Genomic DNA, 14514 nt, shown 5'->3' with positions numbered 1-14514 from the left:
AACGGATTCCTGAAAAATGAGAGACCGGCGCCTGGCGTTCAGCATCAAACGCCCTGCCAAGTCGTGCCAATCCATGTCGTGCCAAGAGGTGCCGTGCCCAGCCAGGTCGTGGTGTGTCGTAGCAGAAAGCACCACGCGCATGGCCTGCTAGTCCGGCGCGACATGCATCGCCGCTGCGGTGGCGGGGGCCAGCCGGTGCCCGCCATGCGCCATGATCGCCGGCAGGTATTCCGCCAGCTGCGCAAAGCCGTGATCGCCACCCGGCGTGATGATCAAGCGACTTCCCTGATAGAGCCCTGCGGCATCATTGACATCCAATGTCTCATCGGCCGTCGCCAACAGCACCAGGGTGCGCTGCGCCGTGACCGGCTCCGCTTCCAATGCGAGCAGTCCGGGTCCGAAATCCTCGGTGACGGTGAACGTCACGCCGGTATAGGGGTTGGCATGCACCGAGCCGAGCCATTCGCTGACCAGTCGCGCGGGACGCACGGCCGGATTGATCAGCACACTGCGCGGCCCCTGACGCCAGACGCTCTGAGAAGGACCAGCCGGCCCCTCGAGGCGTGCGGCCTCACGCGCGACCAGCCAGGTGGCCAGAAAGCCGCCCATGGAGCTGCCGATCACCATGATGGCGTCGTCACAGGCAGGGTCTGCGGGGTCCAGCGCCAGGCGCTCACACAACGTGAGATAGGCCGCGTTGACCGCCGCCTGACCCGCGCCGGGCTCCGGGGGGATATCCGGCATTACGCACGGCAGGCCGAACTGCTCTGCCGCGCGCTGCATCAAGCGTGCCTTGGGCGAACAACTGGCCGAATTGAAGCCGTGCAGATACAGCAGGCCCTTGACGGGCGCGGCGGCGTGCATCGCTGCCGTATCTGACGGAAAGGGGGAATTGCCCATCAGCACTCCCGACAACACGCCAGACCGCGAAACCTCCCCTCCCACGCCTCAAGATGGCTGGGCATCTCTCGAGCGTTCATACGCTGGAAGCAGGGTTTTCGACGGTCCGCGTCGTGCTGTCTAGTGTAAACGATTGATTCGCTTATAGGATAGCGAGAATACTGTATAAATCAACAGAGAGCGACGACTGCCGCCGACGCTCGTCTTGCATGGCACATCAGCATGCCTTCACTCACTCACATCCGTCTTGGGCTCAGCGCGGGTCCTGATCCTGGGCTGCCCACACCGCTTCGATCAGCGCACGGCTGGAGGCATCCAGCGTCTCGAAGCCTTCGCCGGTGGTCATGGTCGCTTCGGTGGCGGTGGCGATCTGCTTGCCCAGCTCCACGCCCCACTGATCGAACGGGTTGATATCCCAGATGGTGGCCTGAACGAAGACCTTCTGCTCGTAGAGCGCAATCAACGCGCCCAGCGTTTCCGGTGTCAGCGTTTCCAGCAACAGCGTGGTCGACGGCTGATTGCCACGGTAGCGCTTGTGGTTCGGCTGCGCCTCATCACCAGGGATGGCGTCATCGCCCAGCATCAGTACACGTGACTGGGCAAAGCAGTTGGCCAGCGTCAGGCGGTGCTGTGCCTTGAGGTGGGCGCGTGTCTCGGCGTCCTCGACATGGTCATAACGGCACATCGGCGCGATGAAGTCACACTCGACCGCCTGGGTGCCCTGGTGCAGCAGCTGATAGAAGGCGTGCTGGGCGTTCGGCCCCAGCTGGCCCCACAGCACCGGACAGGTCGAGTAGTCGATCATCTCGCCATCGTTGGTCACTGACTTGCCGTTGGATTCCATCTCCAGCTGCTCGAGGTAGCTGGCGAAGTATTCCAGGCGACCGTCGTAGGGCAGGATGGAGTGGGCGCGGATATCGAGGAAATTGTTGTTCCAGATACCGGCCAGCGCCAGCAGCACTGGCAGGTTGTCTTCCAGCGGCGCGGTGCGGAAGTGCTCATCCAGCTCATGCGCCCCGGCCAGCAGGCGACGGAAGTTGTCCATGCCGACATTGAGCGCGATGGGCAGACCGATGGTGCCCCACAGCGAATAGCGCCCGCCGACCCAATCCCAGAACAGCAGCTGATGTTCCGGCGCGATGCCCCACTCGGTCATCTTTTCCGGCTTGGCGGAAGCGCCGATGAAGTGCTGGCGGTTGATCAGCGCCTCGAGGCGCCCTTCCGGGTCGAGGCGTGATTTCAGCCAGTCGCGGGCGGTGCGGGCATTAGACAGCGTGTCGATGGTCGAGAATGACTTGGAGGACAGGATGAACAGCGTGGTTTCCGGGCTGAAGGATTCCAGATAATCCGCCAGCTGGGAGCCATCCATGGTCGAGGCGAAGTGCACGCCGATCTCGTGGATGTCCTTGGGGCGGCAATCACTCAGGGCGCTGGAGACCATCAGCGGGCCCAGGTCCGAGCCACCGACACCGAGGTTGACCACGTCGGTGATCGGCTTGCCGGTGGCGCCACGCCACTGGCCGCTGTGGAAGGTGTCGACCATCTCGGCCAGGTGCTCGAGGCTCTCGTGGATGGCCGGCACGATATCCTCGCCGTCCACCTCGAGGCTGGCGGAGCGCGGCAGACGCAGCGCGGCGTGCAGCGCCGGACGGTCTTCGGAGCGATTGACATGCTCACCGGCCAGCAGGCGCTTGATGCCCTGCTCGACACCGGTTTCGCGCGCCAGATCCAGCAGCAGCTCCAGGGTCTCGCCCTTGAGGCGCTGCTTGGAGAGATCCAGACGCAGTCCCGCGGCAGAGCGCGTGAAGGTCGCCACTCGGTCACGCCCTTGCGCCGCATCCTCGGCGAACAGGTCCTTCAGATGCACATCGGCCATCTGCTCTTGATGATGGCGCGCGAGAGCCTGCCAGGCCTGGGTATTACGACGCGCAGAACGTGCCGCTGATTGAGTGGACATGGCCACCTCTCTCCTTGAAGTGTAATGACCGGCCCTGCAAGGCCCGGCCTGAAATCGATTGATGGAGGCATCACCCGCCAGCCGTGACGGGTGCGTCACGGGCGCCGAATGCGTAGAATGGCGGGCCCGACGGGGCGCTCTGCCCGGCCGGTCCTCGGCCACAGGCATGTCGCCCTGGCCCACTGCCCGATGAAGCCTTGATCCATGAGTGATGCATCTTACCGTGACGCGATATTTACGACACCCCTTGACCGTGTCGCCAGCTTCTCCTTCGACGAGCAGGTCGTCAGCTGCTTTCCGGACATGCTGCGCCGCTCGGTGCCGGGTTACGGTCAGATCATCGCCATGCTGGGCCTGATGGCCCGCGCTCACCTGCGCCCCGGCGCGCGGGTCTATGATCTGGGCTGCTCACTGGGTGCTGCCAGCATGGCGCTGGCCCGCGAGATGGCCGCCGAGGATATCGAGATCGAAGCCGTCGATCTGTCCAGACCGATGGTCGAGCGCGCCAGCCGCGAACTCGCCGAGGCCTTCCCCGACCACCGCATCAACGTCACCGAAGCCGACATTCGCACCCTCGACTATCAGCCGGCTGGCATGATCGTGGTCAATCTGACGCTGCAGTTCCTGCCGCCGGAAGACCGCGACGCCGTGATCGACAAGCTGTTCGCGGCGCTGGAGCCCGGCGGCGCGCTGATCCTCTCCGAGAAGATCATCAGCGATGATCCGGTCGAGAATGCCTGGCTGATCGAACGGTATCATGACTTCAAGCGCGCCAACGGCTACTCCGATCTGGAAATTTCCCAGAAACGTGAGGCCCTCGAGGACGTGATGAAGCCCGACAGCCTGAACACGCATCACGAGCGCCTGGCGCGCGCCGGCTTCCAGCGCAGCCACACCTGGCTGCAATACCTGAATTTCGCATCGATGGTCGCCTTCAAAGCCGCCGAATGACCGCTACGCCTGCACGGACCCGACCCAGCGCATGAGCATTTCCCCGTATGACCGCGACCTTTACCGCGCCTTCACCGAGTTTGCCTGTGAGCCAGGCGCCGTCGGCGACGGCTTCGCCCGCTGGCTGGGCGCCCTGCCCAAGCAACTGGCCACTGGCCTGGACCGCAAGCGTCACGCCGACCTCAAGGCCTGGCATGGCGCGCTGGAAAAGCTGCCCGCCCTGCCCGACGCGCGCGATGTTCAACTGGATGCCGACCGGGTCGGTGCACGCTTTCCCACTGGCCTGACTAGCGGCCAGCTGCGCCAGAGCGAGAACCTGCTGCGCGCGATGATGCCGTGGCGAAAGGGCCCCTATCAGCTCGACGAGATCCATATCGACACCGAATGGCGCTCCGACTGGAAGTGGCAGCGTCTCGCGCCGTATCTGTCGGACCTCACCCATCGCCGCGTACTGGATGTCGGCGGCGGCAATGGCTACCACGGTTGGCGCATGGTCGGTGCAGGTGCGGCCTTCACGCTGGTGATCGACCCTTCGCCGCGCTTCTACTGCCAGTTCCATGCCGTGCGCCACTTCATCGGCGCGGACCACCCCCAGGGCCGCAACCTGCACTTCCTGCCGGTGGGCATCGAGGATGTGCCGACGAAGATGGGCGCCTTCGATACCGTGTTCTCGATGGGCGTGCTCTATCACCGCCCCTCGCCGATGGACCACCTCTTCCAGCTGCGTGACACCCTGCGTCCCGGCGGCGAGCTGGTGCTGGAAACCCTGGTGGTGGAAGGTGACGTGACGACGGTGCTGATGCCCGGCGAACGCTACGCCGCGATGCCCAATGTCTACTTCCTGCCCTCCTCGCAGGCGCTGGCCCACTGGTGCGAGCGCGCCGGCTTCAAGGACGTGCGCATCGTCGATGAAGCCGTGACCACCCTGGACGAGCAGCGTGCCACCGACTGGATGACCTACCACTCGCTGAGCGACTTCCTCGATCCCGCTGACCCGAGCCTGACCCGCGAAGGCCACCCGGCGCCGCGGCGTGCGGTACTGATCGCCACTCGCGCCTGAACTGGCGTCTGAACGCGCGTTCGAGACACGGACTTCTCGTCGCACCAGGGCCGGCGGCGGCAGAAATACAAGAACGGCGTTGCTCCATGAGCATCGCCGTCTTCTTTTCTCATAACAGACACTGCCTCGCGTCTCAGACAATTCCCAGACGCTGCGCCTGTCGGTACAGGTTGCCGCGATCGACTTTGAGCCTGCGCGCCGCCTCCGCCCAGTTGCGATCACTCGCCTGCCAGACCCGCGAGATGTGCTCGCGCTGAAACGCCTCGGTGGCATCGCGCAGTCCCAGCGTCTCGTCGCCTCCCTGCCAGGCGGTGCGCTGTGCAGAGCTTGCTCCTCCTGCCTGACTCGCTTCCGCCGCCTGACTCGCTCCTGCCGTCTGATCCATTCTTCCCACCTGCGCGCCCTGAATCTCCTGCGCCGCGCTGGCGACCCGCTCGAGTGACACCTCGGTATTGACCTCCAGCCCGAGCAGCTCCGGCGTGATCACCACCAGCTGGCGCCCATCGGCGCGCAGGCGAGTCGGGTGGGCACCGTGCGCGAGCCGGGCATGCAGGGCGGCGCGGCTCAGGCAGTGCTCCAGCTCACGCACGTTGCCGGGCCAGGGGTAGTCGCACAGCAGGCGCTCCGCCGCCGGCGTCAGACGCAGATTGCCCAGTCCGAGGCGCGTGCGGTTGTGTTCAAGGAAGGTGCCGGCCAACGCCAGCAGGTCCGCACGTCCGCGCTCACGCAGCGGCGGCACTCTGAGCGGATAGACGCTCAGGCGGTGATAGAGGTCTTCACGGAAATGCCCGGCGGCGACCTCCGCCTCGAGATCGCGATTGGTGGCCGCGATGACGCGCACATCGACCCTGACTACGCGATCGCTGCCCAGCGGCTGCAGCTCGCCCTCCTGCAAGACCCGAAGCAGCTTGGGCTGCAGCGCCAGCGGCAGCTCGCCGATCTCATCCAGCAGCAGGGTGCCGCCATCCGCCATCACGAAGTGGCCACGGTGATCATGGGTCGCGCCCGAGAAGGCGCCACGCCGATGCCCGAATAGCGCGCTTTCGACCAGGTCCGGCGACAAGGCGGCGCAGTTGATGCGTACCAGTGGCCGCGCAGCCCGCCGGGAAGCGTCGTGCAGGCGCTGGACCACGCCCTCCTTGCCCACGCCGGTCTCGCCCTGCACCAGCACCGTCATCTCGGTATCGGCGACCGCCTCCAGCTGCGCCTCGAGCCTGGCCATCGCCGGGCCACGCTGCGGGCAGGCCATGGCGCTCTGTGACGCCATGCCTGTCGGTGACACCACCATCGGCGCCGAAAGCCCTGACCTGCCGTCCGTGGCCCCCGCAGCCCACTCCTGTCGCAGTGACAGCGACAGGCAATGCGCGGGGAGTGACAACCAGGCCTGCACCTCCTGAAGCGGAAGTGCCAGCTCGTCCGTACTCGCAGAGGCGCTCAGCGATTCCAGCGGGGCCAGCACCCCCGGCGTCAGCGCATCGAAGGTCATCACCCCCAGCAGGGTATCGCCCTCGCGCAGCGCGATACCGGCGCAGTCATGCACCAGCAGATCCGGCCCATGCACGTCCCCCAGCAGGCCATCGAAGGGGTCCGGCAGGTCGCTGTCCAACGCGAAACGATGCACTCCCGTGTGCTCGGCGATCGCCTTGAGCCGCGGGTGCTCCGCCAGCGCGAAGCGTCGCCCGCGCACCTCGGCAGGCAGGCCGTAGGTGGCCAGTGGCAACAGCTCGTCACGCTCGGGCAGGTAGCGCATCAGGGTCGCCGCCTCACCGGGCAGCTGCTGCATGATCGCGGCCAGCAGACGCGTCCATGGCAGCGCGCGCCGCTCGCCGCCCTCCTCGCGGGACAACCAGGCGGCGAGCCAGGCATTCACAGCCGCCACCGGCGTATCGTTCAGGGGCAAGTGGGCATCGGGCATGCGGTCATCCTTGCAGGTATCGGTAGTGAGAGAGGACTGAAGATTGATGTCATCATGACACGCATGATGTCATTAAAACACGCTACATAACCATGTCATTTTGACATCACAGGCCTGCAGAGTGCATGACGTCTGGCCTCGAGAGTTGGCACGCCCCTTGCCATGGATAGGAGGACATCAATCAGAGGTATCGTCATGCTGACCAACGCCCAGGAAGACCTGATCGCCGCCACCGCTCCCGTCGTCGCCGAGCACCTCAATGCCATCACGGCGCGCTTCTATCCGCTGATGTTCGAGCGCTATCCCGAGGTGAAGCCGCTGTTCAATCAGACCCACCAGGCCAGCGGCGGCCAGGCCCGTGCGCTGGCCGGCGCCGTACTCGCCTATGTCGGCGCGCGCCACTCGCGTGAGGCGGTGGACCGCCTGCTGGCGCCCGTGGTCAGCAAGCATGTCTCGCTCAATATCCTGCCGGAACACTACCCCATCGTCGGCGAGTGCCTGATGGCCGCCATCGGCGAGGTACTGGGGGACGTCGTCACACCGGAGATCGCCGATGCCTGGGGCGCCCTCTACGGGGAACTGGCCGCTGTGCTGATCGCCGCCGAGCAGGGCCGCTACGACAGCTTCGCCGCTACCCGCGGCGGCTGGCAGGGGCTGCGCCGCTTCCGCATCGTGCGCACGCAGGACGAGAGCCGCGAGATTCGCTCGCTGTACCTGGCACCGGTGGAAGGCCCGATGTTCTCCTTCCTGCCGGGCCAGTACATCGGCATGCGCCTGACGACACCGCAGGGCGTGATCCACCGCCATTACAGCCTGTCCCACGCGCCGGACGAGCGCTTCTGCCGCATCTCGGTCAAGCGTGAGGCCCACGGCCAGTCCAGCCAGTACCTGCATGCGCTGAAGGCAGGTGACGAGATCGAACTGCTGCCGCCGGCCGGCGAGCTGACCTTCGAGCATGCTGCCCCGCAGAGCGCCGATGCCCCGGTGCTGTTGCTGTCGGCCGGTGTCGGCCAGACGCCGATGCTTTCGCTGCTGACGGCGGCGCTGGCAGCAGGCCGCCAGGTGATCTATCTGCATGCAGCGCGCAATCCCGAGGTACATGCCTTCGACGCCACCCTCAAGGCGCTGGTCGCGCAGTATCCAATGCAGCTGCATTATCAGGTCTGCTACGAACAGGCCGAGACGCTGCCGCCCCATGCGCAGCTGGGCATCATCGAGCGCGACTGGCTGGCGCAGCAGATCGCCGCGACCGGTGCCAGCGCCGAGTCGCTGCAGGCCTTCGTGATCGGCCCGCATGGCTTCATGCAGAGCATGATCCAGCACCTCAGCCGTATCGGCGTACCGCTCAGCCAGTGTCACCACGAGCATTTCGGCCCCTCCGCCCCGCTCGCCATCGACACTGCTGTCGCCTGATGCGCCAGGTGTGAGCCGCACCATGCAAAAAGCCCCCATCGCCTTGCGGCCATGGGGGCTTTTGCGTTCTCCGGCTTCATTCCAGCAGGCCGTGTTGTTATTGCGTGTCCAGCGTTGTTGTTGGTATTTCGCTGACTTCCATTCTGCTGTCGCTACAGGACGGAATCAGTTGGTGCGGCCGAGCAGTTCGCGTACGTCGCGGGCTTCCCAGTGCGGGAAGTGCTTGCGCACCAGCGCGTTGAGGTCGGCTTCAAACGCGGCCCAGTCGGTCTGCTGGGTGGTGGCCTGGGTGCCGGAGCGACCCACGCCGCGAATCATGCCCGCGCCGACGGTCACGTTGCTCAGGCGATCGATGACGATGAAGCTGCCGGTACCCGGGCTTGAGCGGTAGTCATCCACCGGCACCGCCTGGGTCAGCTCGAGCTGGACGCGGCCGATGGCGTTCAGCGCCAGACTGTCGCCCTCGTGATGCTCCAGCGTGTTGACGTCGTAGAGGTAGTCGATGGCGCTGACCTGGCCGGTCAGGTCACGGGTCGCCAGCTTGATATCGTACTGACGGCCCGGCTGCAGCGGCTTCTCGTGCATCCAGACGACATCCGCTTCCAGCGCATTGGAAAGCGGCAGTTCGGCATCCGCCGCCACCAGCCAGTCGCCACGCGAGATGTCGATCTCGTCATCGAGCGTCAGGGTGATGGCCTGACCCGGGTAGGCGATCTCGAGATCACCATCGAAGGTGACGATGCGCTCGATGGTCGAGGTCTTGCCGGACGGCAGCACCTTGACGCTATCACCCGGGCGCACGACACCGGCCGCCAAAGTGCCGCAGTAACCGCGGAAATCGAGGTTGGGCCGATTGACGTACTGCACCGGGAAGCGCAGATCGCTGAGGTTCTGGTCGTGGGTCAGCTCGACGGTCTCCAGCACCTCCAGCAGTGACGGACCCGCTTCGCCATCGACGGTGTACCAGTCCAGTGACGGGCTGCGATTGACGACGTTGTCGCCCTTGAGCGCGGACATCGGCACGAAGCGGATGTCCGGCGCGTTCAGCTTGTTGGCGAATTCCTGATACTCGGCGACGATCTCGTTGAAGCGCGTCTCGGAGTAATCGACCAGGTCCATCTTGTTGACCGCGATCACCAGGTGCTGGATGCCCAGCAGGTCGGCGATGAAGCTGTGACGACGGGTCTGGGTCTGCACGCCGTAGCGCGCATCGATCAGGATGATCGCCAGGCTCGCGGACGAGGCACCAGTGGCCATGTTGCGAGTGTACTGCTCGTGCCCCGGCGTGTCGGCGATGATGAACTTGCGCTTGTCGGTCGAGAAGAAGCGATAGGCGACATCGATGGTAATGCCCTGCTCACGCTCGGACTGCAGGCCATCGACCAGCAGGGCCAGATCGACCTCGTCACCGGTGGTGCCACTGGTCTTGGAGGCCTGGGTGATGGAGGCCAGCTGATCTTCATAGATCAGCTTGGAATCGAACAGCAGACGACCGATCAGGGTCGACTTGCCATCATCGACGCTACCGCAGGTGATGAAGCGCAGCAGGTCCTTGCGCTCGTGTTCTTGCAGGTAGGCTTCGATATCCGCGGAAATCTTGTCTGACGCGTGGGACACACTCTTCTCCTTGCCGCTGTCATGGGCCTGATGAGGTGGCGAGCCAGTGTCGCGAACCAGTGTCTCGTGAGGCTGCGAGCCGACTCATCAGGCGAATTGTTCGTTCAGGTCATCAAGCGCCGCGTGGCGGCGCCTGCAGGCAATGTGCTGAGGCGACCTTAGAAATAACCTTCGCGCTTCTTCTTCTCCATCGAGCCTGCCTGGTCGTGATCGATGGCACGCCCGGAGCGCTCGCTGGTACGCGTCAGCAGCATTTCCTGGATGATTTCCGGCAGGGTCGCGGCGGTGGATTCCACGGCGCCGGTCAGCGGGTAGCAGCCCAGGGTGCGGAAACGCACGGACTTCATCTCCGGCACTTCGCCTTCCTTGAGCGGCAGACGATCGTCGTCGACCATGATGTCGAGGCCGTCACGCTTCACCACCGGACGCACGGCGGAGTAGTACAGCGGCACGATCTTGATGGATTCGAGATAGATGTACTGCCAGATGTCCAGCTCGGTCCAGTTGGAGAGCGGGAAGACGCGGATGGACTCACCCTTGTTGATCTTGGAGTTGTAGATGTTCCACAGCTCCGGACGCTGGTTCTTGGGGTCCCAACGGTGGTACTGATCACGGAAGGAGTAGACGCGCTCCTTGGCCCGCGAGGCTTCCTCATCACGACGTGCGCCACCGAAGGCGGCATCGAAGCCGTGCTTGTCGAGTGCCTGCTTGAGACCGGCGGTCTTCATGATGTCGGTGTACTTGGCACTGCCGTGATCGAACGGGTTGATGCCCGCCTCGACGCCTTCCTGGTTGATGTGCTCGATCAACTCCATGCCGACTTCCGCGGCCATCTCGTCGCGGAACTTGATCATTTCCTGGAATTTCCAGGTGGTGTTGACGTGCATCAGCGGGAACGGCGGCACGCCCGGCGCAAAGGCCTTGCGCGCCAGGTGCAGCATGACGGCGGAATCCTTGCCGATGGAATACAGCATGACCGGATTGGCAAATTCCGCTGCCACTTCACGGATGATGTGAATGGATTCGGCCTCAAGCTGCTTGAGATGGGTCTGACGTTCGGGGGTAAGCATCGCGTGCGGCAACCTCGTGAGCGTTGGGACACGCCCCGAGAGGCGGCCCGTGAAGTCAGTGGCGCGCTCTGTCAGCGACAGATGGATGCCCCGAGGGAGCACGCCGAATGGTTACACGGTACTCGCCCCGCCTTGATAACGTCAAAGAATCAGAAACTATCTTTTAAGACCAAAAAGGCATACCTGATACCTGTGGGTCTTGCGCCACACTCATCAACACCGAGGGCATTCATGCTGACGCCCAGGGCACTCACGCTGACGCTGTGGCAGCGCATGGGGGCGAGCTTGCCCGCCCTTCCTTGCGAGCCTGGCTAGAGCGTGACCCGCTCCACCCAGGTCTCGAGATGCTCGCCATCGAGATCCACCACGCGCAGGCCGGGGCGCGCCGCCTCATCCACGGCGAAATCATGGCTCAGCGGAGCGAACTGATCGGAGGTGGAGGGAACGCCATAGACGGCCACACTGCCCTGCCCACACGGCATGAGTTGCGTGAAGGCCTGATGGATATGCCCACACAGTACGGCCCGCACCTGCGGGTACGGACGCAACGTTTCCCACAGCGCATCGCGGTCGGCAAGGCCCAGCGCATCCATCCAGTCCGAGCCGATCGGCAGCGGATGATGATGCATGGCCAGCAGGATCGGGCGCGAGTCCAGCTCGACGGAAAGCGCCAGTGACTGCGCAAGCTCGCTCAATTGCTCCTCGCCAAGCTCTCCCCCGGCCTGCCCGGTGACGCGCGAATCCAGACACAACAGTCGCCAGTCGCCCAGATCCAGCTCGTGATGGAAGGGACGCAGCTCCTGCATGAATTCAGGGTGATCGTGGTTGCCCGCGAACCAGAACCAGGGGCAGCCCAGGCCATCGAACAACTCTGCCGCCATGCGATAGGAGGCAGGGCTCTCATCCTGGCTGACATCACCGGTCACCAGCAGGATATCGGGGCGCAGGCGCGAGGCATGCGCCATCACCGCCTCCAGCTGACGCCAGGGGAAGCCCAGCCGTGAACGCGCATCAGGGTCGGCGCGCAGATGGCAATCACTTATCTGAATCAGTCGCATCGGTCTCTCGAGCAGCAGGGAAATGAACAGAACCGCGACGGCCGGGCCATCGCGGTTCTGTCAATCAAGACGGGAAATCCATCGGGTGTCAGCGCCTGTGCGCCATGCCAGCCCCAAACGTCACGGCAACTCCGGCACATCCGCCTGCCCGAAGGCGCGGGCATGGGTCAGCCATTCGCCGAGAAAGCGATTGAGCTGAAGCTTTTCGTCCGGCTGGTGCATGCGCGGATTCGGATAACGATTGCGCCCTGAGAAGTGACGTTGGCGCTGAAAGTCGGTGACCTCCGCCATGCGCACATCGTGGTACAGGTGCACGCTCATGCGCGGCGAATCGATGATGTGGTCCAGCACGCCGGTCTGGGCGACCGTGACCATGGTGGTATAGGGCGCGCATTCGACCACCTCGAGCAGCAGCGTGCCGAAGTGGCCCTGATTGCCCGCCAGCGGGAAGGCGAAGCTGTCACCGGCCTCGGCCTTGCCGAGGATACGCGTGAGGCGCAGATAATTGGACCCGCACTCGGCATGGAGTGCTTTTAGGTCAGCCACATAGGCTTTCTTGACCTGCATGGGCGATCTCCTTGCGAATCTCAGAACATTGGCATGTTGTCTGTCAAAGCACGCCCGCTATCGTGCGTGGCAAGATGCGGGCAACGTGCGATAAATCAAGCGCTGCGCCAGCGCTCAGGCTGTCGGCTATCGAGTCCAGCTCTCGGGACTGAAGCTGAGATGAAAACCGAGACTGATACGGACACTGACGCAGACAGTGATCGTTGCTGGCTGCCGGTTTTCAGCAAGCCTCTAGAATAGCAGCTCTGGCGCGCAGGTTGAGGAAGCCTGCGTGAGACACGGGGGATTGCCAAGCTTCGCCTTCACTGCCTCAGGCATGCATGACGCGCAACGAGGCACGTTCACGCAGCAGCCATTGCATGGCCATGATGGCCATCGCATTGCCCAACCGCCCTTGTTCCAGCAGCGTGAGGGCCGCCTGGAAATCGAGCACATGCACGCGGATATCTTCATTCTCCTCGGCCAGACCATGCACGCCGCCCAGCCCACTGCTGTCACACAGACCGATGAACAGCGTGACCTCCTCGGTACAGGCGCCGGGGCTCGGGTAGTAGCGGTAGAGTTCGATCAGGTCGGTCAGCTCACACCCCGCCTCCTCGACCGCCTCACGGCGCGCGACCTCCTGGGCCTGTTCGTCCTTGTCCACCAGCCCTGCAATCGGCTCCAGACTCCAAGGCGTGCGTGCATCTTCCAGCATGCCGGCACGAATCTGCTCGACGAAGACCACGCGGTCGTTGACCGGGTCGTAGGGCAATACGCCTACCGCATCGTGACGGACATGCACCTCGCGATGGATCACATCGCTCCAGCCACCGTTGAAACGCTGGTGGCGGAATTCGCGCTGCTCGAGGCGAAAGAAGCCGTCCTGCAACACCCTGGCCTCGACCAGTTCGACATCATCATGTGCGAAGGCCTGTTGCCCTGCGACGTGCTCTTGTTGCTCGCTCATGCATCCTCCTTGGCTGAGCAGGCATTATCCTGTCCTGCCACGAGACTGGCCAGCCCGTCACCTGCAAACTTGCTCGCCGCGCCGTACCGAGTCAGTCATCAGCGCCATTCAAGGCGCCGCCTGAAGACACCTGGACGACTTCTCATCCACAGAGCGATAAACGACACGGCCCGAGCGGAATTTCCGCTCGGGCCGTGGGGCTCAAGGACTCAGTCATTCAGGGAATCGGGAATTCATTCAAGGCTGTTAGAACAGCGCCTGACGCCAGCGCTGCCGTTCACTTGCTGGGCCCACTGATGGTCGCTCCAGCCAGCCTCCGCTTCTGACAGCCATGCAAGCGATACGGATGCCAGAGACTCACTGCAGGCGCTTGATCAGTGCGGCGATCTCTTTCTGCAATTCCTGATCGGCCAGCTCACGGTTGGGGCGCGGCGGCCCGTCCTGAGCGAGGCGCGCATGCTTGAACGCTTCCTCATCACGGCCTTCTGAGGCCAGATAATCGGCGTAATAATAATTGGTATCCATGCCCGTCGGGTTGACCTCAAGCCCCTTGCGCAGCACTTCTCCCGCCTTCTCATCATCCCCGAAGCCCACCGGCCAGCCGGGCGCCTTGTCATAGAGCGCGCCAAGCGTCACATAGGCTGAGGCGTTGTCGCCCTTGGGGTCGAGCGTGATTGCCTTCTCGAGCGTGGCCTTGGCTTCCTTGGCCAGATCCAGTGCTCCAAGGCCACCGCGCGCCTTGGCCCATGAGGCCAGAATGATGCCTTCCCATGTCAGCACATGGGCATTGTCCGGATACTGATCCGCCAGCGCGCGTACCTCCTTGCCCAGGGCCTCCATGCCCTTTTCCTGAGCATCACCGGAGACCTGATAATTGATCTGCGCCCAGCGCTTGGAGAGCGGGAAGACGTCATCATCGCCCGGGGCAGCATGGACTCCGGTCATGCCGGCCAGCGTGATGCCCAGCGCCATGCCCCCGGAGAGCAATACGCGACAGCAACGGGATATGACACGGCAAGACGGGTGTGAAGATGGCAGCATGGGCATGGACAGCTCC

Annotated in this window: 12 protein-coding genes; 3 read left to right on the top strand and 9 right to left on the bottom strand. The window is 64.1% G+C overall.

The features are described from left to right. Positions 1-147 precede the first annotated feature (147 nt). Together AOG28_RS15570 and pgi are read right to left on the bottom strand one after the other, a co-directional pair. The gene (locus AOG28_RS15570) at positions 148-900 is read right to left on the bottom strand and encodes a YqiA/YcfP family alpha/beta fold hydrolase (RefSeq protein WP_054557081.1); all 753 of its coding nucleotides are present in this window, start codon (positions 898-900) and stop codon (positions 148-150) included. 253 nt (positions 901-1153) lie between these two features. Next, positions 1154-2857: a glucose-6-phosphate isomerase gene (gene pgi, locus AOG28_RS15565; RefSeq protein WP_054557080.1), complete on the bottom strand. Its 1704-nt coding sequence runs from the start codon at positions 2855-2857 to the stop codon at positions 1154-1156. Between the two features lie 204 nt (positions 2858-3061). Between pgi and cmoA the strand changes: the two genes are divergently transcribed. Both cmoA and cmoB read left to right on the top strand, forming a co-directional pair. Then, positions 3062-3808, top strand: coding sequence for a carboxy-S-adenosyl-L-methionine synthase CmoA (gene cmoA, locus AOG28_RS15560; protein ID WP_054557079.1), 747 nt, complete (start codon positions 3062-3064; stop codon positions 3806-3808). A gap of 31 nt (positions 3809-3839) precedes the next feature. Continuing rightward, complete coding sequence (cmoB, locus tag AOG28_RS15555) at positions 3840-4868, top strand: tRNA 5-methoxyuridine(34)/uridine 5-oxyacetic acid(34) synthase CmoB (protein ID WP_054557078.1); 1029 nt, start codon at positions 3840-3842, stop codon at positions 4866-4868. A 133-nt stretch (positions 4869-5001) separates the two neighbouring features. Here cmoB and norR read toward each other — a convergent pair whose 3' ends face one another. Then, complete coding sequence (gene norR, locus AOG28_RS15550) at positions 5002-6783, bottom strand: nitric oxide reductase transcriptional regulator NorR (RefSeq protein WP_054557077.1); 1782 nt, start codon at positions 6781-6783, stop codon at positions 5002-5004. Between the two features lie 195 nt (positions 6784-6978). On the opposite strand from norR, the gene AOG28_RS15545 reads away from it, so the two are divergent. Beyond that, on the top strand, positions 6979-8196 hold the full coding sequence (locus AOG28_RS15545) for a globin domain-containing protein (protein ID WP_054557076.1): 1218 nt from the start codon (positions 6979-6981) through the stop codon (positions 8194-8196). A gap of 165 nt (positions 8197-8361) precedes the next feature. Here AOG28_RS15545 and cysN read toward each other — a convergent pair whose 3' ends face one another. The 6 genes from cysN to AOG28_RS15515 all read right to left on the bottom strand — a co-directional run bounded on the left by cysN (position 8362) and on the right by AOG28_RS15515 (position 14498). Next, positions 8362-9813: a sulfate adenylyltransferase subunit CysN gene (gene cysN / locus AOG28_RS15540; protein ID WP_054557075.1), complete on the bottom strand. Its 1452-nt coding sequence runs from the start codon at positions 9811-9813 to the stop codon at positions 8362-8364. 158 nt (positions 9814-9971) lie between these two features. Beyond that, positions 9972-10883 (bottom strand): sulfate adenylyltransferase subunit CysD, encoded by a 912-nt coding sequence (gene cysD, locus AOG28_RS15535; RefSeq protein ID WP_054557074.1) that lies wholly within the window; start codon positions 10881-10883, stop codon positions 9972-9974. 311 nt (positions 10884-11194) lie between these two features. Next, the gene (locus AOG28_RS15530; RefSeq protein ID WP_054557073.1) at positions 11195-11941 is read right to left on the bottom strand and encodes a metallophosphoesterase; all 747 of its coding nucleotides are present in this window, start codon (positions 11939-11941) and stop codon (positions 11195-11197) included. 120 nt (positions 11942-12061) lie between these two features. Next, positions 12062-12508 (bottom strand): DUF1249 domain-containing protein, encoded by a 447-nt coding sequence (locus tag AOG28_RS15525; RefSeq protein ID WP_043337025.1) that lies wholly within the window; start codon positions 12506-12508, stop codon positions 12062-12064. Positions 12509-12818: 310 nt separating this feature from the next. After that, complete coding sequence (locus AOG28_RS15520) at positions 12819-13457, bottom strand: NUDIX domain-containing protein (RefSeq protein WP_054557072.1); 639 nt, start codon at positions 13455-13457, stop codon at positions 12819-12821. A gap of 357 nt (positions 13458-13814) precedes the next feature. Then, positions 13815-14498 carry a tetratricopeptide repeat protein gene (locus AOG28_RS15515; RefSeq protein WP_152965452.1) on the bottom strand — a complete coding sequence of 228 codons (684 nt, stop codon included), beginning with the start codon at positions 14496-14498 and terminating at the stop codon, positions 13815-13817. Positions 14499-14514: the final 16 nt, after the last annotated feature.

The organism is Cobetia sp. UCD-24C (assembly GCF_001306765.1).
Classification (GTDB): Bacteria; Pseudomonadota; Gammaproteobacteria; order Pseudomonadales; family Halomonadaceae; genus Cobetia; species Cobetia amphilecti.
This window is presented reverse-complemented; position numbering and strand designations above follow the sequence as displayed.

What these genes read in the sequence shown, in the direction of transcription:
- cmoA (WP_054557079.1), top strand. Translation starts at nt 3,062, where the DNA reads ATGAGTGATGCATCTTACCGTGACGCGATATTTACGACACCCCTTGAC.
- cmoB (WP_054557078.1), top strand. Translation starts at nt 3,840, where the DNA reads ATGAGCATTTCCCCGTATGACCGCGACCTTTACCGCGCCTTCACCGAG.
- norR (WP_054557077.1), bottom strand. Translation starts at nt 6,783, where the DNA reads ATGCCCGATGCCCACTTGCCCCTGAACGATACGCCGGTGGCGGCTGTG.
- cysD (WP_054557074.1), bottom strand. Translation starts at nt 10,883, where the DNA reads ATGCTTACCCCCGAACGTCAGACCCATCTCAAGCAGCTTGAGGCCGAA.
- AOG28_RS15520 (WP_054557072.1), bottom strand. Translation starts at nt 13,457, where the DNA reads ATGAGCGAGCAACAAGAGCACGTCGCAGGGCAACAGGCCTTCGCACAT.
- AOG28_RS15570 (WP_054557081.1), bottom strand. Translation starts at nt 900, where the DNA reads ATGGGCAATTCCCCCTTTCCGTCAGATACGGCAGCGATGCACGCCGCC.
- AOG28_RS15545 (WP_054557076.1), top strand. Translation starts at nt 6,979, where the DNA reads ATGCTGACCAACGCCCAGGAAGACCTGATCGCCGCCACCGCTCCCGTC.
- AOG28_RS15525 (WP_043337025.1), bottom strand. Translation starts at nt 12,508, where the DNA reads ATGCAGGTCAAGAAAGCCTATGTGGCTGACCTAAAAGCACTCCATGCC.
- AOG28_RS15515 (WP_152965452.1), bottom strand. Translation starts at nt 14,498, where the DNA reads ATGCTGCCATCTTCACACCCGTCTTGCCGTGTCATATCCCGTTGCTGT.
- AOG28_RS15530 (WP_054557073.1), bottom strand. Translation starts at nt 11,941, where the DNA reads ATGCGACTGATTCAGATAAGTGATTGCCATCTGCGCGCCGACCCTGAT.
- pgi (WP_054557080.1), bottom strand. Translation starts at nt 2,857, where the DNA reads ATGTCCACTCAATCAGCGGCACGTTCTGCGCGTCGTAATACCCAGGCC.